20 protein-coding genes are annotated in these 22,772 nt (G+C 58.1%); 9 read left to right on the top strand and 11 right to left on the bottom strand.

Features of this window, described 5'->3' with window-relative positions; translation table 11 throughout:
* Positions 1 to 101: 101 nt before the first annotated feature.
* Both hemH and BMW97_RS08860 read left to right on the top strand, forming a co-directional pair.
* Positions 102 to 1,064: a ferrochelatase gene (gene hemH, locus BMW97_RS08865; protein ID WP_045909746.1), complete on the top strand. Its 963-nt coding sequence runs from the start codon at positions 102 to 104 to the stop codon at positions 1,062 to 1,064.
* A 62-nt stretch (positions 1,065 to 1,126) separates the two neighbouring features.
* Positions 1,127 to 2,431: an inosine/guanosine kinase gene (locus tag BMW97_RS08860; protein ID WP_045909745.1), complete on the top strand. Its 1,305-nt coding sequence runs from the start codon at positions 1,127 to 1,129 to the stop codon at positions 2,429 to 2,431.
* A 92-nt stretch (positions 2,432 to 2,523) separates the two neighbouring features.
* Here the strand turns inward: BMW97_RS08860 and ybaL are convergent, their stop codons facing one another.
* Positions 2,524 to 4,200 carry a YbaL family putative K(+) efflux transporter gene (gene ybaL / locus BMW97_RS08855; protein ID WP_045909744.1) on the bottom strand — a complete coding sequence of 559 codons (1,677 nt, stop codon included), beginning with the start codon at positions 4,198 to 4,200 and terminating at the stop codon, positions 2,524 to 2,526.
* 230 nt (positions 4,201 to 4,430) lie between these two features.
* Positions 4,431 to 5,639 (bottom strand): MFS transporter, encoded by a 1,209-nt coding sequence (locus tag BMW97_RS08850; RefSeq protein WP_021241625.1) that lies wholly within the window; start codon positions 5,637 to 5,639, stop codon positions 4,431 to 4,433.
* 161 nt (positions 5,640 to 5,800) lie between these two features.
* On the opposite strand from BMW97_RS08850, the gene ushA reads away from it, so the two are divergent.
* Positions 5,801 to 7,453: a bifunctional UDP-sugar hydrolase/5'-nucleotidase UshA gene (gene ushA, locus BMW97_RS08845; RefSeq protein ID WP_045909743.1), complete on the top strand. Its 1,653-nt coding sequence runs from the start codon at positions 5,801 to 5,803 to the stop codon at positions 7,451 to 7,453.
* 90 nt (positions 7,454 to 7,543) lie between these two features.
* Here the strand turns inward: ushA and ybaK are convergent, their stop codons facing one another.
* From ybaK to copA, 3 genes are all read right to left on the bottom strand, one after another.
* On the bottom strand, positions 7,544 to 8,023 hold the full coding sequence (ybaK, locus tag BMW97_RS08840; protein ID WP_045909742.1) for a Cys-tRNA(Pro)/Cys-tRNA(Cys) deacylase YbaK: 480 nt from the start codon (positions 8,021 to 8,023) through the stop codon (positions 7,544 to 7,546).
* A gap of 199 nt (positions 8,024 to 8,222) precedes the next feature.
* On the bottom strand, positions 8,223 to 9,017 hold the full coding sequence (locus BMW97_RS08830) for a TraB/GumN family protein (RefSeq protein ID WP_045909741.1): 795 nt from the start codon (positions 9,015 to 9,017) through the stop codon (positions 8,223 to 8,225).
* A 50-nt stretch (positions 9,018 to 9,067) separates the two neighbouring features.
* Positions 9,068 to 11,566 carry a copper-exporting P-type ATPase CopA gene (gene copA, locus BMW97_RS08825; RefSeq protein ID WP_045909740.1) on the bottom strand — a complete coding sequence of 833 codons (2,499 nt, stop codon included), beginning with the start codon at positions 11,564 to 11,566 and terminating at the stop codon, positions 9,068 to 9,070.
* Between the two features lie 108 nt (positions 11,567 to 11,674).
* Here copA and cueR point away from each other — a divergent pair, with 108 nt between their 5' ends.
* The gene (gene cueR, locus BMW97_RS08820; RefSeq protein ID WP_045909739.1) at positions 11,675 to 12,085 is read left to right on the top strand and encodes a Cu(I)-responsive transcriptional regulator; all 411 of its coding nucleotides are present in this window, start codon (positions 11,675 to 11,677) and stop codon (positions 12,083 to 12,085) included.
* On the opposite strand, the gene BMW97_RS08815 is transcribed toward cueR, so the two are convergent.
* The 3 genes from BMW97_RS08815 to BMW97_RS08805 are packed head-to-tail and all read right to left on the bottom strand — an operon-like array spanning position 12,082 to position 14,341.
* A complete protein-coding gene (locus BMW97_RS08815) occupies positions 12,082 to 12,534 on the bottom strand; it encodes an NfeD family protein (RefSeq protein WP_045909738.1) in 453 nt (150 codons plus the stop codon). The genes cueR and BMW97_RS08815 overlap by 4 nt on opposite strands.
* Entirely contained in the window at positions 12,531 to 13,445 is a 915-nt protein-coding gene (locus tag BMW97_RS08810; protein ID WP_008499312.1) for an SPFH domain-containing protein, read from the bottom strand. Before BMW97_RS08810 ends, BMW97_RS08815 begins: the two co-directional genes overlap by 4 nt.
* A gap of 44 nt (positions 13,446 to 13,489) precedes the next feature.
* Complete coding sequence (locus BMW97_RS08805; protein ID WP_045909737.1) at positions 13,490 to 14,341, bottom strand: hypothetical protein; 852 nt, start codon at positions 14,339 to 14,341, stop codon at positions 13,490 to 13,492.
* Positions 14,342 to 14,484: 143 nt separating this feature from the next.
* Here BMW97_RS08805 and fetA point away from each other — a divergent pair, with 143 nt between their 5' ends.
* Positions 14,485 to 15,156 (top strand): iron efflux ABC transporter ATP-binding subunit FetA, encoded by a 672-nt coding sequence (gene fetA, locus BMW97_RS08800; RefSeq protein ID WP_045909736.1) that lies wholly within the window; start codon positions 14,485 to 14,487, stop codon positions 15,154 to 15,156.
* Positions 15,149 to 15,931, top strand: coding sequence for an iron efflux ABC transporter permease subunit FetB (gene fetB / locus BMW97_RS08795; protein WP_023617520.1), 783 nt, complete (start codon positions 15,149 to 15,151; stop codon positions 15,929 to 15,931). Before fetA ends, fetB begins: the two co-directional genes overlap by 8 nt.
* 87 nt (positions 15,932 to 16,018) lie before the next feature.
* Here the strand turns inward: fetB and BMW97_RS08790 are convergent, their stop codons facing one another.
* From BMW97_RS08790 to tesA, 3 genes are read right to left on the bottom strand one after another with little or no spacing between them, the layout of a single operon-like run.
* Positions 16,019 to 16,873, bottom strand: a complete 855-nt coding sequence (locus tag BMW97_RS08790; RefSeq protein ID WP_023293125.1) for a co-chaperone YbbN — start codon at positions 16,871 to 16,873, stop codon at positions 16,019 to 16,021.
* 58 nt (positions 16,874 to 16,931) lie between these two features.
* Complete coding sequence (locus BMW97_RS08785) at positions 16,932 to 17,702, bottom strand: SDR family oxidoreductase (protein ID WP_045909735.1); 771 nt, start codon at positions 17,700 to 17,702, stop codon at positions 16,932 to 16,934.
* 28 nt (positions 17,703 to 17,730) lie between these two features.
* Positions 17,731 to 18,354: a multifunctional acyl-CoA thioesterase I/protease I/lysophospholipase L1 gene (gene tesA, locus BMW97_RS08780; protein ID WP_028015818.1), complete on the bottom strand. Its 624-nt coding sequence runs from the start codon at positions 18,352 to 18,354 to the stop codon at positions 17,731 to 17,733.
* Between tesA and ybbA the strand changes: the two genes are divergently transcribed.
* From ybbA to BMW97_RS08765, 3 genes are all read left to right on the top strand, one after another.
* Positions 18,325 to 19,011 (top strand): putative ABC transporter ATP-binding protein YbbA, encoded by a 687-nt coding sequence (ybbA, locus tag BMW97_RS08775; protein ID WP_008499319.1) that lies wholly within the window; start codon positions 18,325 to 18,327, stop codon positions 19,009 to 19,011. The two genes, tesA and ybbA, sit on opposite strands and share 30 nt — an antisense overlap.
* Positions 19,008 to 21,422 carry a putative ABC transporter permease subunit YbbP gene (gene ybbP / locus BMW97_RS08770; protein WP_045909734.1) on the top strand — a complete coding sequence of 805 codons (2,415 nt, stop codon included), beginning with the start codon at positions 19,008 to 19,010 and terminating at the stop codon, positions 21,420 to 21,422. The genes ybbA and ybbP overlap by 4 nt, the downstream gene beginning before the upstream one ends.
* A 183-nt stretch (positions 21,423 to 21,605) precedes the next feature.
* A complete protein-coding gene (locus tag BMW97_RS08765; protein ID WP_045909733.1) occupies positions 21,606 to 22,751 on the top strand; it encodes a porin in 1,146 nt (381 codons plus the stop codon).
* Positions 22,752 to 22,772 lie beyond the last annotated feature (21 nt).

Raw genomic sequence — 22,772 nt, 5'->3', positions numbered from 1 at the left:
CCGGGTGAGAAATATTCTCATCTTACCTATTGCAGCAATGGGTTCCGTTTAAACGCATTTCCGCTACAATTGACAACCATTCAAATGGTTAAGAGGCGTGAATGAGTCAGGCGAAAACCGGCATCCTGCTTGCCAATCTGGGCACTCCAGAAGCACCTACATCAGACGCGGTAAAACGCTACCTGCGACAATTTTTAAGCGACACGCGCGTCGTGGATTTTCCGCGACTGCTGTGGTGGCCGCTGCTGCGTGGCGTCATTCTGCCGATTCGTTCTCCGCGCGTCGCCAAACTCTATCAGTCCGTATGGATGGAAGAGGGCTCGCCGCTGATGGTCTACAGCCGTCGCCAGGAAAAAGCGCTGGCCGCCCGCCTGCCGGAGATGCCCGTCGCGCTCGGCATGAGCTACGGCAAACCCTCTCTGGAAAGCGCGGTAGAATCCCTGCTGGCGCAGGGCGTGGACCATATCGTGGTGCTGGCGCTCTACCCGCAGTACTCCTGCTCGACGGTGGCCGCCGTCTGGGACGAGCTGGCGCGCATACTGGCAACCCGCCGCCGCATTCCGGGCGTGACCTTTATTCGCGACTACGCGGATAACGAGCTCTACATCAAGGCGCTTGCTAACAGCGCGCGCGCGTCGTTTGAAAAGCACGGTGAGCCGGATCTGCTGCTGCTCTCCTATCACGGGATCCCGCAGCGTTTCGCTAACGAGGGTGATGATTACCCGCAGCGCTGCCGCGATACCACCCGCGAACTGGTCTCCGCCCTTGGCCTGCCGCCGGAGAAGGTGATGATGACCTTCCAGTCGCGCTTCGGCCGCGAGCCGTGGCTGACGCCGTACACTGATGAAACCCTCAAAATGCTCGGCGAGAAGGGCGTGAAGCATATTCAGGTGATGTCGCCGGGCTTCTCGGCAGACTGTCTGGAAACGCTGGAGGAGATCGCGGTGCAAAACCGGGAATTTTTCCTGGAGGCTGGCGGCGAAAAGTACGAGTACATTCCGGCGCTTAACGACTCGCCTGAACATATCGACATGATGGTCTCACTGGTGACGAACAGCCGCTGATCGCACTCCGGGCCGGGTTTGTGCTACCATTCCCGGCCCATATTCTTCGTACAGTTCAGACCATGAAATTTCCCGGTAAACGTAAATCCAAACACTACTTCCCCGTCGATGCCCGCGATCCGCTCCTGCAGCAAATCCAGCCAGAAAATGAAACCAGCGCGGCGTGGGTCGTCGGTATCGATCAGACGCTGGTGGACATTGAGGCGAAAGTGGATGATGCGTTTGTCGCCCGTTACGGTCTGAGCGCCGGGCACTCGCTGGTGATTGAGGATGACGTTGCCGAAGCGCTGTACCAGGAGCTGGTGCGCGAAAACCTGATTACCCATCAGTTCGCCGGCGGTACCATCGGCAATACCATGCATAACTACTCCGTGCTGGCCGACGACCGTTCGGTACTGCTCGGCGTGATGTGCAGCAACATTGAAATCGGCGGCTACGCTTACCGCTATCTGTGCAACACCTCCAGCCGTACCGATCTGAACTATCTTCAGGGCGTCGACGGCCCGATTGGCCGCTGCTTTACGCTGATCGGCGAATCCGGCGAGCGGACCTTTGCCATCAGTCCTGGGCATATGAACAAGCTGCGCGCGGAAAGCATTCCCGAAGAGGTGATTGCGGGCGCCTCGGCGCTGGTGCTGACCTCCTACCTGGTGCGCTGCAAGCCGGGCGAGCCGATGCCTGAAGCGACCATGAAGGCGATTGAGTACGCGAAGAAGTACGACGTGCCGGTCGTTCTGACGCTGGGCACCAAATTCGTGATTGCCGATAACCCAGAGTGGTGGCAGGCGTTCCTGAAAGAGCACGTCTCGATTCTGGCGATGAACGAAGAGGAGGCCGAAGCGCTGACCGGTGAAAGCGATCCGCTGCTGGCGTCCGATAAAGCGCTGGACTGGGTGGATCTGGTGCTCTGCACCGCGGGCCCTGTCGGACTGTATATGGCCGGCTTCACGGAGGAAGAGAGCAAACGCAAAACCCAGCATCCGCTGCTGCCCGGCGCGATTGCCGAGTTCAACCAGTACGAGTTCAGCCGCGGCATGCGTTATAAAGATTGCATTAACCCGCTGCGCATCTACTCTCACATCGCGCCATATATGGGTGGTCCGGAGAAGATCATGAACACCAACGGCGCAGGCGACGGCGCGCTGGCCGCGCTGCTGCACGACATTACCGCCAATGCCTACCACAAAACCAACGTGCCGAATTCCAGCAAGCATAAGTTCAGCTGGCTGACCTATTCGTCGCTGGCGCAGGTGTGCAAGTACGCCAACCGCGTAAGCTATCAGGTGCTGAACCAGCACTCACCGCGCTTAACGCGTGGCTTGCCGGAACGGGAAGACAGCCTCGAAGAGGCGTATTGGGATCGGTAAATGTAAAAAGGCAACGTAAGTTGCCTTTTTTAATGTTTGTTCCCTCTCCCCGTGGGAGAGGGCCAGGGTGAGGGCATCAGGCCGCACCAAACCTACCCCGTCACCGCCTCTTCAACCGGCGGTTTCTCCAGCAGCGTCAGCATGGTATTCGCAATCTCGCGCTCGCCCATCACCACCTTATCTGCACCGCGCTCGGTAATGTACTCCACCTCGTCGTCATAGTGCGCCCGGGCGATAATCTCAATCGTTGGGCACTTCGCGCGAGCGGAGGCCACAATCTCACCCGCTTCATAGCCGTTGGGTATGGTGAGCAGCAGCCAGCGGGCGCAGTCCAGATGCGCCAGATTCATGATCTCTTCGTTCGCCGCATTGCCCAGCACCGCGCGAATACCGCGCTCGCGCAGCTCGTCGACGCGGGTGCGTGAGGTTTCAATCACCACCAGCGGAATACCCTGCGCCATCAGCTTCTCGCCGAGCAGGCTGCCCACGCGGCCAAAGCCGACCAGCAGGGCGTGATTGCAGATATCCACCGGGATCTGCTTCTCTTCTTCGATGGCCTCTTCGAGCGTCTGCTCTTCCAGCGTTTCGGTTTTGTCGAGGTATTTTTCCAGCAGGGCAAACAGGACCGGGTTCAGCATAATCGACAGGATCGCCCCCGCCAGCACCAGGTTTTGTCCGGCCTGCGGCAGCAGGTTCAGGGCCATGCCCAGACCGGCCAGAATAAAGGCGAACTCGCCAATCTGGGCCAGGCTGGCGGCAATGGTCAGCGCCGTCCGCGGGGAGTGGCCGAACATTCGCACCAGGAAGAAGGCGGCGAGCGACTTACCAAAAATAATGATCGCCAGCGTGCCCAGCACGGCCAGCGGCTGCTGGATCAGCACCAGCGGGTCAAACAGCATTCCGACGGAGACGAAGAACAGCACGGCAAACGCATCGCGCAGCGGCAGCGTATCGTGCGCCGCACGGTGGCTCAGCTCGGATTCGTTCAGCACCATCCCGGCGAAGAACGCGCCCAGGGCAAAGGAGACATCAAACAGCTCAACGGCACCAAAGGCGATGCCCAGCGCCAGCGCCAGCACGGAGAGGGTGAACAGCTCGCGGGAGCCGGTCGCCGCGCTGCGGGACATGATCCACGGTACCAGACGGCGGCCCACCAGCATCATGATGGCGATAAACGCCACCACTTTACCGATGGTGATGCTCATATCCAGCGCCAGCGAGGCAAAGCCGACATTGTCTTTTTCCATCATTCCGGCGACGGCGGGCAGCAGCACCAGCGTCAGGACCATGACCAGATCTTCAACAATCAGCCAGCCAATCGCGATCTGCCCGCGCTGGCTGTCAATCAGCTGTCTCTCCTCAAGCGCGCGCAGCAGCACCACGGTACTGGCGGTTGAGAGACACAGCCCAAATACGATACCGGTCATTAACGACCAGCCCAGCACGGCCGAAAGCGCCATCCCAAGCAGCGTCGCCACCCCTATCTGGGCGATCGCTCCCGGTATGGCAATCGACTTTACCGCCATCAAATCCTTCAGGGAAAAGTGCAGACCGACGCCAAACATCAGCAGAATCACGCCCAATTCCGCCAGTTCAGGGGCCAGTTTGGTATCCGCAACGAAACCTGGCGTAAACGGTCCCGCCAGCACACCTGCCAGCAGATAGCCGACAAGAGGAGAAATACGCAGTTTATTGGCAATCATGCCGAGGATAAAAGCGAGCACAAGTCCACCAACAATGGTGGTGATAAGCGGTGTGGCGTGGTGCATTCCGTCTCCTTTCGTTGTGGGTGTTCCTTTTTGGTGAAAAACCAAAAAACCGAGTAATAGTTTATGACAATTTTTACTCTTATGTTTATGAATAATTGTTGAAGTTTGAATAAAACAGCAATATGCGCGTAAAAAAGCGCATTTTGATAAATTCAGCGAGAGGAGAAAGAAGAAACCCTTATGGCATCAGGGTGTCAGGCAGCCAATGTCACACTTTGGCTGCCCGTAATTCACGCTTTGTGGCGGTTATCAGGCAGGAATATGGTCAACATCCCAAGAAGTGGCAGGAAAGCGCAGATTTTATAAACCAGGAAGATGCTGGTGTGATCCGCAACCATCCCTAACACCGCTGCACCCAGACCGCCCATGCCGAAGGCAAAACCGAAAAAGAGTCCGGAAACCATACCGATACGGCCAGGCAGCAGCTCCTGGGCATAGACCAGAATGGCGGAAAACGCGGAAGCGAGGATAAAACCAATAATCACGGTTAAAATTCCCGTCCATTCAAGGCTGGCGTACGGCAAAATGAGGGTAAAGGGCGCCACACCGAGGATAGAGCCCCAAATGACATATTTACGCCCAATCTTATCCCCCACAGGCCCGCCAATGACCGTGCCGGCCGCAACGGCGAACAGGAAGGCAAACAGGTGAATCTGCGCATTTTGTACCGATAATCCGAATTTTTGCATCAGATAAAAGGTGTAATAGCTGCTGATGCTCGCCATATAGAAGTATTTCGAGAAAATCAGCACCAGCAGGACGGCTACCGCCAGGATAACCTTATTGCGCGGCAGGGGATTGATAACCTTCGCTTTAGGTTTTCCTTTATTGACGCGATGCTGAGCGGCATACCAGCGGCTAATCTGCGCCAGCACAATAATCGCCAGCAGCGCGGCCAGCACAAACCACGCCACGTTGCCTTTACCGTAAGGGGCAATGATTACTGCGGCCAGCAGCGGGCCGAGAGAGCTACCAAAGTTACCGCCCACCTGGAAAAGTGACTGCGCCAGGCCGTGACGACCACCGGACGCCATCCGCGCCACGCGGGAGGACTCCGGATGGAACACGGACGAGCCGGTACCCACCAGCGCGGCGGCGATCAGCACGGCTTCAAAACTCCCGGCCATGGCGAGCAGCACCAGACCGCTTAGGGTAAAGCACATGCCGATCGGCAGCGACCACGGCATCGGGTATTTATCCGTCCAGTAGCCCACCACCGGCTGCAGCAGCGAGGAAGCTAGCTGGAAGGTCAGGGTGATCATCCCGATCTGCACGAAGGTTAACGAAAACTCGGACTGCAGCAGCGGATAAATTGCCAGAATCAACGACTGGATCATGTCGTTGAGCAGGTGTGAAAGACTGATTGCACCTAAGACTTTAAAGGAGGTGCGCGACGCCGGCGCGCCCGGAACGGGCTGGGTTGATTCACTGATTGCCATAAATACCACGTTTTGTTAGCAGAAGTGCAGGGAGTAATTATTATCCGACTAACATACCCGCCTGCGACATTTGAAGAAAGTCGCAATTATGAAAACTTATTTGTCTATTCTTATTAGTCACTGTAATTTCTGCCTTTGTCTATTGGTCAGGGAGAGAGAAGATGAAGTTAATGAAGCGGGGCGTCGCGCTGGCGCTCATCGCGGCGTGGGGGCTGGTAAGCCTGCCCGCGCAGGCGTATGAAAAAGACAAAACCTATAAAATTACCATTCTGCATACCAACGACCACCACGGTCATTTCTGGCGCAGTGAATACGGCGAATATGGCCTTTCGGCACAAAAAACGCTGGTGGACGGCATTCGTAAAGAGGTCGCAGCCCAGGGCGGCAGCGTGCTGCTGCTCTCAGGCGGCGATATCAACACCGGCGTGCCGGAATCCGATTTGCAGGACGCCGAACCCGACTTTCGCGGCATGAATCTGATTGGCTACGACGCGATGGCCGTCGGTAACCATGAATTTGATAATCCGCTGACCGTACTCCGTCAGCAGGAAAAATGGGCCAAATTCCCGTTCCTCTCCGCCAATATTTACCAAAAAAGTACTGGCGAGCGTCTGTTTAAGCCGTGGGCGCTGTTTAAGCGTCAGGATCTGAAGATCGCGGTCATCGGCTTAACCACCGACGATACGGCGAAAATTGGCAACCCTGAGTTCTTCACCGATATCGAATTCCGCAAACCGGCAGACGAAGCGAAGCTGGTGATTCAGGAGCTGCAGCAAAACGAAAAGCCGGACGTTATTATCGCCACCACGCACATGGGGCACTACGACAACGGTGAGCACGGCTCTAACGCGCCCGGTGACGTGGAGATGGCGCGCAGCCTGCCTGCGGGCTCTCTGGCGATGATTGTGGGTGGTCACTCACAGGATCCGGTGTGTATGGCATCCGAGAACAAAAAGCAGGTGGACTACGTCCCGGGTACGCCGTGCGCGCCAGACCGTCAGAACGGTATCTGGATTGTGCAGGCGCACGAGTGGGGCAAATACGTGGGTCGGGCAGACTTTGAGTTCCGTAACGGCGAGATGAAGCTGGTCCATTATCAGCTCATTCCGGTCAACCTGAAGAAGAAAGTCACGTACCCTGACGGGAAAAGCGAGCGCGTACTTTACACGCCAGAGATCGCTGAAAACCAGCAGATGCTCTCCCTGCTGACGCCGTTCCAGAACAAAGGCAAGGCGCAGCTGGATGTGAAAATCGGCACGCTGAACGGGCGTCTGGAGGGGGATCGCAGTAAAGTTCGCTTCGTGCAGACCAACATGGGCCACCTGGTGCTGGCGGCGCAAATGGCGCGCACCGGGGCTGATTTTGGCGTAATGAGCGGCGGTGGCATTCGTGATTCCATCGAAGGCGGAAACATCACCTATAAAGACGTTCTGAAGGTGCAGCCGTTCGGTAACGTGGTGGTTTATGCCGACATGAGCGGGAAGGAGGTTGTTGAGTACCTGACCGCCGTGGCGCAGATGAAGCCGGATTCCGGGGCCTATCCGCAGTTTGCCAACGTGAGCTTCGTAGCGAAAGACGGCAAGCTTAACGACCTGAAGATCAAAGGCGAACCGGTTGACCCGGCGAAAACCTACCGTCTGGCGACGTTAAGCTTTAACGCCACCGGCGGCGACGGCTATCCGCATATTGATAATAAACCGGGATACGTGAACACTGGCTTTATCGACGCGGAAGTGCTGAAGCAGTATATCGAGCAGAATTCGCCGATTGACGTGAATGCGTATGAGCCGAAAGGTGAGGTGAGCTGGCAGTAGTGCCGTTGTGTTGCCCGGTGGCGCTGCGCTTACCGGGCCTACGGGTGCAAAATGTAGGCCGGGTAAGGCGTAGCCGCCACCCGGCTTTTTTTACTCCCGGCGGGCAATATCCGCAAACTTCGCGTCCAGCATTTTTGCCAGATCGCCCGCGGCAAGTTCAATGTCCAGCCCGCGTTTGCCGCCGGAGATAAAGATGGTGTCAAATTCCTGTGAAGGGGCATCGATCAGCGTTGGCAGGCGTTTTTTCTGCCCGAGTGGACTGATGCCGCCCACCAGGTAGCCCGTGGTGCGCTGCGCCACCATCGGATCCGCCATATCTACCTTCTTCGCCCCCAGCGCTTTGGCGACTTTCTTAAGATCCAGCTGTCCTGCCACGGGCGTCACCGCGACGGCGAGGTGCTTCATATCGCCGTTCACTGCCACCAGCAGCGTTTTATAAACCTGGTCAGCGTTCAGCCCCAGCTTACGCACCACTTCATCACCAAAGTTGGTTTCATTCGGATCGTGATCGTAGGTGTGGATCCGGAAAGAAATGTTGTTTTTTTCGAGTAATTTAACGGCGGGAGTCATAGCTATCCTTCTTACGACAGACAAATCATGCCAACAGCATACGCCTGACGTTTGTCTAAAAAATAGCACCATCTTGCGCAATAGTGTTGGCAGTGATGGTCACTTTGAGCGACAATCGGCTCAACCGAAGGTCTCCTTCGGCATAATAAAAACGATGAAATTCCTCTTTGACGGGCCAATAGAAATATTGGCCATTTTTTTATTTCAGCAACGACGGCAAGTTCCCTTCTCCGTACAAATGTAACGCCCCGACCGCCACCACATAACGCCCCGCAGGTAAGGCATGCAGTGTCTGCCGCCAGGCTTTATTGCGCGCATTCATCAGCACATCATACAGCGATTCGCTGAAGGTCGACGGTAACGCCAGTCTGCCGTCCGCGGGCGGCGCATCCAGCCACCAGCCAATCATGGTTTGCAGCAGGCGCGCGTTGGTGTGCCAGTGGGTCAGCGTATCATCCAGCAGCATCAGACCGTCGTCGGGAAGCTGTCGCAGGAGCGCAATCTGGCTGTCCGTTCCTTCCAGCTCGATGATGGGCAAACTGCGCGCCCTTGCCACGTTCAGCAGCTGGTAATCAATGCCGTAATCACCCCGCAGCCCCAGACGCTGCGCCTGCGTAGCCTGCAATACCATCGCGATTTGCCACAGCGGCAGGGTGTCAATCATGGAGAGCGAGACGCCCGTCTCATCGGCGACGCGCGTCAGTTCCGCAAGCTGGGCTTCATCCAGGCGCTCCGCCAGGGTGAGATCGCTCTCGAGCCCGGCAAACGGTGACTCCTGACCCGAAATGTCCGCCTCAACGACCAGCGCATCGGCGTGTTTCAGCAGTTTAATCAGGCCGGGGGGCAGGGGAGACATATCCTGCGTGCCCATATGGATGCTGCCAACCAGGTGCAGGTGTTGCCCGCCGGGAAGCGAAATATCCAGACCGGGCCAGGCGTAACGGCGAGGGAAAAGGGCGCGAAACGATGTTTTTATACGATGAAACAGACCCATACGCGCTCCATAAACGTAAAGGTTCATGCTAGCGCGTACGGGTACAAGGTTCAATCCTTCGGTTTAAACCGCAACAGCCGGTTGGCGTTGCTGACCACGGTGATGGAGGAGAGCGCCATCGCCGCACCCGCGACGACCGGATTAAGCAGCGTACCGGTCAGCGGCCACAAAATACCGGCAGCAATCGGGATGCCGAGCGAGTTGTAGATAAACGCCCCCAGCAGGTTCTGCTTCATGTTGCGCAGCGTAGCTTTCGAAATGGCCAGCGCATCGGCCACGCCCATCAGGCTGTGGCGCATCAGCGTGATGGCCGCGGTTTCGATGGCCACGTCGCTCCCGCCGCCCATTGCGATCCCCACATCCGCCTGGGCCAGCGCCGGGGCATCGTTGATGCCGTCGCCGACCATCGCCACCTGACGGTCCTGACGTTGCAGGTTTTTAATGGCGTCCGCTTTGCCATCCGGCAGTACGCCCGCAATCACCTCGTCAATACCGGCTTCTTTCGCGATGGCGTTGGCGGTGGTTGGGTTATCCCCGGTCAACATCACCAGACGATATCCCGCACGGTGCAGACGCTGTAAGGCATCCACGCTGTCCTGGCGAAGCGGATCGCGCACGGCCAGCAGCGCGGCGGCTTTGCCATCCACCGCCAGCAGAACCGGGGTGGCGCCCTGTGACGCCTGCGCCTTGAGCTCACTGTCCAGCGCGGCGGTATCAATGCCGTTTTCATTGAGCAACGCCTGGTTGCCCAGCAGCAGCGCGTGGCCTTCTGCTTCACCGCTCACGCCGAGCCCGCGCAGGGTGCGGAACTGGTTCACCTGCGGCAGGGCAGACGCATTGGCTTTATCAAGAATGGCGCGCGCCAGCGGATGGCTGGAGCCTTGCTCCAGCGCGGCGGCGAGACGCAGTGCATCCTCTTCCGAAATGCCCACTGTGTGGACGGCGACCACCTGCGGTTTACCTTCCGTCAGCGTGCCGGTTTTATCAAACACCAGCGTGTCCAGGGTGCTGGCCCGCTGCAGCGCGTCCGCGTCCCGCACCAGCACGCCAAATTCGGCCGCGCGGCCTACGCCGGAGATAATCGACATTGGCGTCGCCAGACCAAGGGCGCAAGGGCAGGCGATGATCAGCACCGTGGTGGCGATCACCAGGGTATACACAATCTGCGGCGCCGGGCCGAAGAAGTACCAGATCGCCGCACTCAGCAGGGCAATGCCGACCACCACCGGCACAAAAATGGCCGAGATTTTATCAGCAAGCTGGCCAATTTCTGGTTTACTGCTCTGCGCCTGGCGCACCATGCGAATAATACGCGACAGCGTCGTATGGCTGCCGACGGCGCTGGCGGTGAACAGCACGCTGCCGTCCTGCACGACCGTACCGGCATGCACGGCGTCGCCGTCTGATTTCTGCTGAGGGATAGGCTCCCCGGTCAGCATCGCTTCATCCAGCCAGGCTTCGCCCTGGGTTATCTTGCCGTCAACGGGAACCCGGTCGCCGGTGGTCAGACGCAGCGTCATGCCGGGCTGAACCTCGGCCAGCGGAACGCTTTTTTCCCCTTCGTCCGTGACCACGCGGGCCGTCGGTGGGGTTAAATCAAGCAATCTTTCCAGCGCTTTCGAGGAGCGCTGGCGGGCGCGGGCTTCCAGCATATGGCCTAAGTTAATCAGGCCGATAATCATCGCGCTCGCTTCATAATAGAGATGCCGCGCTTCCATCGGGAACCACTGGGGCCAGACGTTCACGCTCATCGAATAGAGCCACGCCGCGCCGGTACCGAGGGCGACCAGGGTATCCATCGTCGCGGTACGATTTTTCAGGCTCTTCCAGGCGCTGGTATAGAAATGTCCGCCTGCGAACACCATCACCGCAAGGGTAATCAAACCAATCACCAGCCACAGCGTGCGGTTGTCGTCGGTGACCATCATGTTGTCGCCGAGCATGCCCCACACCATCACCGGAATACCGACCAGCAGGGCGACAATCGCCTGCCAGCGGAAGCGCTTCATGGTGGCGATAGCCGTTTCCTGCTGGCGCTCGCGGCGTTCGGCATCATCTTCGATGGCCTCCGCGCCGTAGCCCGCTTTCTCAACGGCCTGCACTAACTCTGCGGCGGAGGCGTTGCCCATTACCAGCGCAGTACGCTCCGCAAGATTGACCCGTGCCTGCGCGACACCCGGTACCGCCTGCAGGGCGTTTTGTACCCGGGAGACGCAACTGGCGCAGCTCATGCCGTTGATCAGCAGCTGTTGGCTGTCATCAATATCATCCGCTGCCGGAAGCTCAGGAGTGGCCGCTGTCAGTGCTTCCGACGGGGATGATGACTCTGCCAGCGGTTTAGCCTTTGGGTGGCTTAACTCCGCCCCGTAACCGGCCTGCTTGATGGTATCAATCAGCGCATCCGCGCTGGCGCTGCCGGTCACGGCGGCATGATCGATAGTCACGTCAGCGCTTTCCACATCAGGGCGCTGTTCCAGGCTTTCTTTAACGCGTTTGACGCAGTGGCCGCAGGAGAGACCGTCCAGCGTCAGGTCAATAGTGTGAGACATAACAAAACTCCCGTATAATATTTTGGTCAGTTGTTGACCGGAGTAACGCTTTTCACTAACTGTTATGAAGGTTAAACCTTCCATCAAGGGGAAGGTCAAGGGGGAAATGTGAATATCAGTGATGTGGCAAAAAAAACCGGCTTAACCAGCAAAGCGATTCGCTTTTATGAAGAGAAGGGGCTGGTGACGCCGCCGCTGCGCAGTGAAAACGGCTACCGTAGCTACACGCAGCTGCATCTGGATGAACTGACGCTGCTGCGCCAGGCAAGACAGGTCGGTTTTAATCTGGAAGAGTGCGGCGAGCTGGTTAACCTGTTCAACGATCCAAAGCGTCACAGCGCCGACGTGAAAAAACGCACGCTGGAAAAGGTGGCCGAAATTGAACGCCACATCGTCGAGCTACAGGCGATGCGCGAACAGCTGCTGCAGCTCGCGGCGTCCTGTCCGGGGGATGACAGCGCCGACTGCCCGATCATCGATAATCTTGCCGGCTGCTGCCACCGCAAAACCCACGCTTAGCAGGCTTTTACCCGCAGGGTAATGCCCTCCACCGCGATGACCTCCACCCGCGTGCCGGCGCTGAGGTCATCGTCGGCCACCACCGGCCACGAGCTGTCACCTACCCGCATGTGCCCACGTCCGTTCACCAGCGCGGTGTCGAGGGTAAAACGCTTGCCGACAATCTGCTGTCCGCGCTGGTTAAGGTGGGCGTCCACCGGCTTCTGCTCGTTAACCCGCCGGTTGAGCCAGCGCCACCACAGCCAGGCGGCCACCAGCGTCAGCACGGCAAACAGCGCGCCCTGCCACGCCCAGTCCAGGGGAAGGATCCAGACCATAAGACCGGTAATGACGGCGGCAACACCGCTCCAGAGCAGGTAGCCGTTGCCGCCCAGCATCTCCGCCGCCAGCAATAAGCCGCCGAGGCTTAGCCAGAAGGCATGAGGATGTGCAACGATCAGCTCAATCATTTTTTACGCTCGTTTCCGCTGTCCTTGATCAGTTCGGCTATGCCCGCGATAGAGCCCATCAGGCTGCTGGCATCCAGCGGCATCATCACCACTTTGCTGTTGTTCGCCGACCCAATCTCTTTCAGCGCGTCGGTATATTTTTGCGCGACAAAGTAGTTCACGGCCTGAATATCACCAGCGGCAATCGCCTCGGACACCATCTGGGTCGCGCGGGCTTCCGCTTCGGCTGAACGCTCACGCGCTTCCGCCTGTAAGAACGCGGACTGGCGGTCACCTTCCGCTTTCAGGATCTGCGACTGTTTTTCCCCTTCCGCTTTGAGGATCTCCGCCTGGCGTACCCCTTCGGCTTCCAGAATATAGGCGCGCTTGGTTCGCTCGGCTTTCATCTGGGCGTTCATGGAGGCGATCAGCTCCGCCGGCGGGCGCACGTCGCGGATCTCGATGCGGGTAACTTTGATCCCCCACGGGTTTGTAGCCTCGTCGACAATGTGCAGCAGGCGGGTGTTGATGCTGTCGCGCTGGGAAAGCATCTCGTCCAGCTCCATCGAGCCGAGCACGGTACGGATGTTGGTCATCGTCAGGTTGACGATCGCCAGCTCCAGGTTGCTGACCTCATAGGCCGCTTTCGGCGCGTCAATCACCTGAATAAAGCAGACGGCGTCGATGGTGACGTTGGCGTTATCCTTGGAGATCACTTCCTGGGACGGAATGTCCAGAACCTGCTCCATCATGTTGATCTTGCGACCAATTCTGTCCATGAAGGGAACAATCAGGCTTAAGCCTGGCTGGAGTGTGTTGGTGTATCGGCCGAAACGCTCGACGGTCCACTGATAACCCTGAGGGACAATTTTGACGCCGGCGCCTACGATAACCAGCGCAACGAAAATAAGGACGGGAACAACGATAAGCATAAAAACCTCCTGTTTTGCATGCTGTGGCGAGTGAAAGTGTGTATTTATTGCTCGTAAGTATAGGTAAAGTCAGAGATGAATCCATCACCCGCTTCAGCAATGGCTTTCGATAATCCCTGGTAGTAATTCTCCAGCCCCAGCGCTTCGATACGCTGGATCTGTTCACGAATGGGGGCGCAGAACAGAACGGCATTCCCCGCTTCAACGCGTTTGTTATTCGGTGGAAGGTCGCCCGCGATGGCTTTAAACCAGGTTCTGATGCCCTGCTTTAAATTATGCGGCGCTTTTGCCAGGTTATCCATGCCCGTCAGGATCTGCAGAGTCGGGAACTCATCGGCCAGCACGGCGGTTTTCATGCGCGCAAAGAACTGGCTGAACAGCTCGAACGAGCCCAGATCGGTGACGCGGGGCTTGGTGGTTTTACCATTTTTATTGCCGATTTTACCTGCCGCTGACGCCGCGGCCGGAACCGCGTTCACCTTTTCCAGCTCCAGTCCGAACAGCAAATTGCAGTGCGCGCGGCGCGCTTTCAGCGGGTAGGACATCAGGACGTCAATGAACTGTGTGGCTTTCACATCCGCAAGATTGTGGTTGATAAGCCACTGGGTGCGTGAAAATTCCGCCGGAGAGACGAACCAGTCCGGCACCTCATTGAAGCGTTTTGATTTGCCTTCACCGTCAAATTCAAGGAAGTGTGTTCCGTTGTCGAAGGCGAAATAGCAATTTTTGAAGCTGCCGATCGTGGTGTTCACGATGAGCGCCTTCTTAACAAAGTCCACCACCTCTGCACCTATCACAAAACGCGTCAGCTCCGACGATTTGATGACTTCCATTAATGTTTCGACATCAGGAACACCAGGCTTCAGGGAGGGAAACTCATAAAAGATATGTGCCATGCCGCATACTTCCTGTAGTGATGAAGGTGACAATTTGCAAACAAAAAGTTTAACACTTGCTTCAGCGTGAGGCTATTCGCTCTGTGCGGGCGAAAGGATTATGCTACAGGCGGTTATTACACGAAGCGGTCAACGGAAGCGCGATGAACGATAAAAGAAACGTATTACTGCTCAGGGATGTCGGATTTCGAGTAGGGGAAAACACGATCCTGCAGCACGTCGGGTTTAGCCTGTCGCCGGGCGAGTTTAAATTAATCACGGGTCCCTCAGGCTGTGGTAAAAGCACGCTGCTGAAGATTGTGGCGTCACTCCTCAGCCCGACGGATGGCGTCATTCTGTTTGAAGGCGAGGATATCGCCTCGCTTTCTCCGGAAAGCTATCGCCAGCAGGTCTCGTACTGCGTGCAAACGCCCGTGCTTTTTGGCGATACGGTCTATGACAACCTGATTTTCCCGTGGCAAATCCGCAATAAAACGCCGGAGCCGGAAAAGTTTATCCAGGATCTGGCCCGCTTTGGTCTGGCGCAGGAGACGCTGAGCAAATCCATCAACGCGCTGTCGGGTGGCGAAAAGCAGCGGGTCTCGCTGATCCGCAACCTGCAGTTTTTACCGAAGGTGTTGTTGCTGGATGAAATCACCAGCGCGCTCGATGACGTCAACAAGCGCAACGTTAACGAGATTATTCATCGTTACGCCCGGGAGCAGAACATTGCCGTGCTGTGGGTGACGCACGACGCTAACGAAATAACCCATGCGGATGACGTGATTACGCTCCAGCCGCACGGCGGGAAAATGCAGGAGGCAAACCGTGGGTGAACACAACATTACCAACGAATCGCTGGCCTTTTCGATGGTGCTGGTGCTGATTGCGATTGTGGTCAGCTACCGCGAAAAGCTGGGGCTGGAAAAAGATATCGTATGGAGTATCTGCCGCGCGGTGATTCAGCTCATCATCGTCGGCTATGTGCTGAAGTATATCTTCAACGTTAACCACGCGGTGCTGACGCTGCTGATGGTGCTCTTTATCTGCTTTAACGCGGCGTGGAATGCGCAAAAGCGCAGTAAATACATCGATAAGGCGTTTGTTTCATCGTTTATCGCGATTACCACCGGAACGGCGCTCACGCTGGCGGTGCTGGTACTTTCCGGCTCGATTGAGTTTACGCCGATGCAGGTTATCCCTATTTCCGGGATGATTGCGGGGAACGCGATGGTGGCCGTTGGTCTCTGTTATAACAACCTCGGCCAGCGTTTCAGCAGCGAACAGCAGCAGCTGCAGGAGAAACTGAGCCTGGGGGCAACGCCAAAAGTGGCCTCGGCGCGGCTGATTCGCGAGAGCATTCGCTCATCGCTGATCCCTACGGTAGATTCCGCCAAAACGGTGGGGCTGGTAAGCCTGCCGGGCATGATGTCGGGGCTGATTTTTGCCGGTATCGATCCGGTAAAAGCGATTAAGTACCAGATCATGGTGACGTTTATGCTGCTTTCCACGGCAAGCCTGTCCACCATCATTGCCTGCTACCTGACCTATCGGAAGTTCTACAACGCGCGTCACCAGCTGGTGGTGACGCAGTTGAAAAAGGTGCGGTGATTGTGCCGGGCGGCACTGCGTTTGCCCGGCCTACGATTCGTGCTTTTGTAGGCCCGGTAAGGCGAAGCCGTCACCGGGCAAAGTGCATCAATACAACAACGCGTAAAGCTGACGGCGATATTTCGACGCGAGCGCGTCTCCGGTGCCCAGCGCGGCCAGGATCTCCTGGAACATCTTGCGCGCCTGACCGTCTGCGGCGGCTAAATCTTTTTGCAGATGGCTGAAGAGCAGCTCAAGCGCCTCTTCGTTACGCCCCACCTGATGCAGCTGCAGCGCCAGCTGGCTTGCCAGCGCGGCATCCGCCGGGTTGTCGGCAACCTGCTGCTGCAACTGCTGAATTTCCGGGGTATCCGCCGCCTGCTTCAGCAGCTCAATTTGTGCAACCAGCCCCTGATAGCGGGTGTCCTGATCCTGCAGCGGAACCGTCTTGAGTACGGCTTCCGCGTCTTCTGAGCGGTGCAGGGCGATCTGCGTTTCCGCCAGCAGCAGGCCAATCTGACTGTTCTGTTTTGACAGCTGCCACGCCTCTTTGAGCAGCGGCAGCGCCTCGTCGTATTTGCCTTCCTGCATCAGCGCCATGCCTTCCTGCGCTTTCAGCTCTTCTTCGCGCGGCAGCACTTTATCCAGCAGGGCACGGATTGCCTCTTCCGGCTGTGGCCCCTGGAAGCCATCAACAGGCTGGCCGTTCTGGAACAGATAGACGGTAGGAATGGCGCGCAGACCAAACTGAGACGCGACCATCGGCTCGGCGTCACAATCCAGCTTCGCGAGAATGAACTGACCGTTGTACTGGGCGGCAAGGCTTTCCAGCACCGGCGTCAGCTGCAGACAGTGTTGGCTACGTTCAGACCAGAAGTAGAACAGGACCGGTTTGGTCATCGACTGTTCAAGCGTCTGTTGCAGGTTAGCTTCTGTGATATTGACGATATTCTGTACGGACATGCGGCTTTCTCTTTTGTCGGTTTGTTCTTTACATGGGGATGCGCGTCGGCGCTTCAACTCAACCGTGTAAAATTTTGTCCATTATCCGGCCCGGCAGCAGGCGTTTTAACCAGCCAACGGCATGGGTGACCAGCGTCACCGGATAGCGCATTTTGGGATGTTCACTCTCAAAAGCATGGCGCACTTTGGCCACCACCGCCTCTGGCCCGAGGGTAAAACGTGCGGCGATGCCGGGGTTCTCGACCGGTTTATCCGCCTGCGTCTGGTTAACGTTTTCGGTAAAGCGGGTGCGGATCGGGCCGGGTTCAATCAGGCTGACCTTAATGCCGCTGTGGCGTAACTCCATACGCAGGGCGTCGGACCAGGCCTCCAGCGCATATTTGCTGGCGGCGTAGGCGCCGCGGCCCGGGGTGGAAATTAGCCCCATCACCGACGACGTCATCACGATGCGCCCTTCACCGTGCGGCAGCATCGCGGGGAGCAGACGCATGGTGAGCTGATGCACGCCGAAGAAGTTGGTCGAAAACTGCTTCTCCAGCGTTTCGCGGGAGAGGGTATCCAGCGGGCCATACACGCCGTAGCCGGCATTATTAAACAGGCCGTACAGACGATTACCGGTCAGTGCGAGCACCTCGTCCGCGGCGCGCGCAACGCTCTCCGGCGAGTCCATATCCAGCAGCACGCCGGTAAAGCCCAGACCGTTCATGCGTTCGACATCGTCGGGTTTGCGGCAGGCCGCCAGAACCCGAAACCCCTGGCGCTTCAATTCGAGCGCGCTTTCCAGGCCGATTCCGCTGGAACATCCTGTAATTAAGACCGATTTTTGCATAACTTTACCTGTCAGGATCTCCGCTTAATCAGGAGTCATGTTTAACTAAAGGAGCCAGCCGCGTTGCCATCCAGTCGGCAATAAACGGCTGCGCATCGCGATTGGGGTGGATCCCGTCGTCTTGCATCCACTGGGGTTTGAGATAGACCTCTTCCATGAAAAATGGCAGCAGCGGAATATCAAACTCTTTGGCAAGCTTGGGGTAGATCGCGCTAAAGGCCTCATTATACCGACGACCGTAGTTGGCGGGCAGGCGAATTTGCATCAGCAGCGGCTGGGCGTTTGCCGCCCTGATGTCCTGCAAAATGGTGCGCAGTGTATTCTCCGTTTGCTGAGGCTGGAAACCGCGCAGGCCATCATTACCGCCAAGCTCAACCAGCACCCACCGTGGCTGATGCTGTTTGAGCAGCGCAGGCAGGCGCGACAGCCCCTGCTGCGAGGTGTCGCCGCTAATGCTGGCGTTGATTACAGCCGTTTTGCTCTGCCATTTGTCATTGAGCAGAGCGGGCCAGGCCGCGCTGGCCGCCATGCGATAGCCTGCGCTCAGGCTGTCGCCGAGAACCAGTAACGTGTCCGCTGCCGCCGCGCGGAAAGTCATCAGAATCAAAAACAGGAAGGGCAAATGCCAGCGGAAAACAGTGTTGAAGTTCATCATCTTAAGAAGTCCGTCGGTCAGGGGGAGCACGAGCTTTCCATCCTTACCGGAGTTGAACTCGTTGTCAAACGCGCTGAAACCATTGCGCTGATTGGCGAATCCGGTTCCGGTAAGTCCACGCTGCTGGCGATTTTAGCCGGTCTGGACGACGGCAGCAGCGGTGAGGTCCACCTTGTCGGGCAGCCGCTGCATCAGCTTGATGAAGAGGCGCGGGCCGCGCTGCGCGCGCGTCACGTTGGTTTTGTCTTTCAGTCCTTTATGCTGATCCCGACCCTGAACGCGCTGGAAAACGTCGAGCTCCCGGCGCTGCTGCGCGGTGAAAACAGCCGTGAAAGCCGCGCTCACGCGAAGGCGCTGCTGGAACAGCTCGGTCTGGGTAAACGTCTCGACCATCTTCCCGCCCAGCTTTCCGGCGGTGAGCAGCAGCGCGTGGCGCTGGCCCGCGCGTTTAACGGCCGCCCTGAGGTGCTGTTTGCCGATGAGCCTACCGGCAACCTTGACCGTAAAACCGGAGACCGGATTGCCGACCTGCTGTTTTCGCTCAACCGCGAGCACGGCACTACGCTTATCCTCGTGACCCACGATCCGCAGCTCGCGGCGCGCTGCGACCGTCGCCTGCGGCTGGTCAACGGTGTTCTGCAGGAGGAAGCATGATTACCCGCTGGTTCTGGCGCGAGTGGCGCTCGCCCTCGCTGCTGATTGTCTGGCTGGCGCTCAGCCTGGCGGTGGCCTGCGTGCTGGCGCTCGGCAGCGTCAGTGACCGCATGGAAAAAGGGCTCAGCCAGCAGAGCCGGGAGTTTATGGCGGGAGACAGGGCGCTGGAAAGCTCCCGCCCCGTGCCGCCGGGCTGGATTGACGCAGCGCGCAAAGAAGGGCTGAAGGTGGGGGAGCAGCTCACCTTCCAGACCATGACCTTCGCGGGCGACACGCCGCAGCTGGCGAGCGTCAAGGCCGTCGATGATATCTACCCGATGTACGGTGACTTGCAGACCCGCCCGCCGGGATTAAAGCCGACGCCCGGTACGGTGCTGCTGGCATCGCGTCTGATGGCGCTGCTGAACCTGAAACCCGGCGACAGTATCGACGTCGGTGACGCTACCCTCAGGATTGCCGGGGAAGTGGTGCAGGAGCCCGACGGCGGATTTAACCCGTTCCAGCTTGCGCCGCGTCTGCTGATGAACACCGCGGATGTCGCGGCCACCCATGCGGTACAGCCGGGCAGCCGCGTTACCTGGCGTTATAAATTTGGCGGCACGCCCACCCAGCTTGACGCGTATGAAAAATGGCTTCTGCCGCAGCTCAAACCGGAACACCGCTGGTACGGGCTGGAGCAGGACGAGGGGGCGCTCGGTAAATCTCTGGAGCGCTCTCAGCAGTTCCTGCTGCTGTCGGCCCTGTTGACCCTGCTGCTGGCGGTGGCGGCGGTGGCCGTGGCGATGGGGCACTACTGCCGCAGCCGCTACGACCTGGTGGCGATCCTCAAAACCCTGGGGGCGGGCCGGGCGCAGCTGCGCAAGCTGATCGTCGGCCAGTGGCTGATGCTGCTGGTCCTGTCGGCGCTGACCGGCGGAATAATGGGGCTGCTGTTTGAAAAACTGCTGATGGTGATGCTAAAACCGGTGCTCCCGGCCGCATTGCCGCCGGCCAGCCTCTGGCCGTGGTTGTGGGCGATGGGCGCGATGACGGTGATCTCGGTGCTGGTGGGGTTCCGGCCTTACCGCCTGCTGCTCGCCACGCAGCCGCTGCGCGTGCTTCGCAACGATGTCGTGGCGAACGTCTGGCCGCTGAAGTTCTACCTTCCGGTGATTATTGCGGTGGCGGTGGGGCTGCTGGCGTGGCTGATGGGCGGCAGCACGCTGCTGTGGGCGGTGCTGGCCGGGGCGGTTGTGCTGGCGCTGCTGTGCGGCGTGCTGGGCTGGATACTGCTCAACCTCATGAAAAGGGTGACGGTAAAATCCCTGCCCGTGCGCCTGGCGGTCAACCGTCTGCTGCACCAGCCCTGGTCTACGCTCAGCCAGCTGTCGGCGTTCTCGCTGTCGTTTATGCTGCTGGCACTGCTGCTGGTGCTGCGCGGCGATCTGCTCGATCGCTGGCAGCAGCAGCTTCCGCCGGAAAGCCCGAACTATTTCCTGATCAATATCGCCCCTGAGCAGGTTACGCCGCTGAAGGGCTTCCTGGCGGAGCATCACATCATCCCTGAGTCGTTCTATCCCATCGTTCGCGCGCGTCTGACGCAGATCAACGGGCAGCCAACGGAGGGGAACAAGGACGAGTCGCTGAACCGCGAGCTGAACCTCACCTGGCAGGAGAAACGCCCTGACCACAACCCGATAACCGCCGGCACCTGGCCGCCGAAAGCGGGAGAAGTGTCGATGGAGGAGGGACTGGCGACGCGCCTGAACGTGAAGCTGGGAGACAGCGTCACCTTCACAGGGGATACCCAGGATTTCACCGCGAAAGTGACCAGCCTGCGTAAAGTGGACTGGGAAAGCCTGCGGCCCAACTTCTTCTTTATCTTCCCGCCGGGGGCGCTGGACGGGCAGCCCCAGAGCTGGCTGACCAGCTTCCGCTGGGAAAACGGCAACGGCATGCTGACCCAGCTTAACCGGGAGTTTCCGACGGTCAGCCTGCTGGATATTGGGGCGATCCTGAAGCAGGTGGGGCAGGTGCTGGAGCAGGTGAGCCGCGCGCTGGAGGTGATGGTGGTGCTGGTGACGATCTGCGGCGTGCTGTTGCTGCTGGCCCAGGTGCAGGTGGGCATGCGCCAGCGCCATCAGGAGCTGGTGGTATACCGCACGCTGGGGGCCGGTAAGCGGCTGCTGCGAATGACGCTCTGGAGCGAGTTTGCGCTGCTGGGGCTGGTGGCCGGTCTGGTGGCCGCCATTGGCGCAGAGACGGCGCTGGCGGTGCTGCAGACAAAGGTCTTCGACTTCCCGTGGGAGCCTGACTGGCGTCTTTGGTTGACTCTGCCTCTGTGCGGCGCTGCGCTGCTTTCTCTCTGCGGAGGCTGGCTCGGCACGCGGCTGTTAAAGGGCAAAGCCCTGTTCCGTCAGTTTGCGAGTTGATTTAGTATGGTGATAATTACGCACCGGATTTTTATGCCGGTGCGTAGTGTTTAAGTAGCACAAAGTGATAATACCCACTCATTTAGTAGCACAAAACATTAAAAACCCAACCACACAGCCCGATTATTTCCAGTTAATATTCACCCGCTAAATATTTAGCAGCGTGTCTATTAAGGAAAAATAATGACTATAAAAAAATCAGCGCTGGCGGTAACGATCGGCGCGGCAGTGGCATTAACGACCTTCGCTTCTCAGGCGGAAATCACCGTTCTTAAGCAGGATCCTCAGGCGGGTAACCCGCTGAGCCGCCTGAACTTCACCGTTGGCGGCAGTATTCGTCCTCAGTTCCAGAACATGACCGGCGACGACGGTAAAAACAGCTACAAGCGTAACGGCTTTGACGGCGGCACCCGCTTCCGTTTCGCTGCAGATTACTACCTGTTTGATGACATCAGCTGGATCAGCTACTACGAGCTGGGTGTGAACATTCCTGCGCAGTTTAACTGGGATCACCACTACGCCGAAGGCGCACACGACACCACGCGTCGTATGCTCTACACCGGTCTGAAGAGCGACACCTGGGGTACGCTGACCTTCGGTCAACAGAACAGCGTTTACTATGATGTGGTGGGCGCGAAAACTGATATCTGGGACTACGACATGATCGCTCAGGCGCCAGGTAACGGGATCAACGGCGACTACGACGGTTCTTACCGTTCACGCCAGATGCTGAAATATAAGAAAACCGTGGGCGATGCTGATATTTATGCATCCTACCTGTTTGAAGACAGTGAATACCTGCCGGGCAACGGCCTGCGCTACAAGCGTAAAGGCGGCGGTTCACTGGGCCTGGATTACCACCTGACTACCGACCTGACCTGGGGCGCCGCGTGGAACTACACCCGCGCCGACATGCGTAACCCGGACAACGGCGACAGCAAAACCTACGACCAGAACATTCTCGGTACCGCGCTGAGCTGGACCCCGGACAACTGGACCTTCTCCGCAGGCGGCGGCTGGTACCAGAACTTCCTGACCACCAAAAAAGTGTCTGTTAACGATTACTTTGCGGGCGACGCGTGGGGTATTGAGTACTTCGCAGGTTATAAATTCCCAATCGGTCAGTACGCGGTTAAATCCATCCAGCCTTACTTCATGGGTGACCGCATTGAGTACGTGAACGGCCGTAACTACCAGCGCATCGACAACGGCGTGGGTATCAGCTTCCAGCTGGATTACGGTTTCCGCGTGGATTACGAACACGTGTTCACTTCCAGCACCGACAACCTGGGCGACATGAACCTGGTGCGTCTGCGTTACGACTTCTAAGCCGTCTGTTCCACGGTGGCG

It is taken from the genome of Enterobacter sp. NFIX58 (assembly GCF_900110475.1).
Lineage (GTDB): Bacteria > Pseudomonadota > Gammaproteobacteria > Enterobacterales > Enterobacteriaceae > Enterobacter > Enterobacter quasiroggenkampii.
This window is presented reverse-complemented; position numbering and strand designations above follow the sequence as displayed.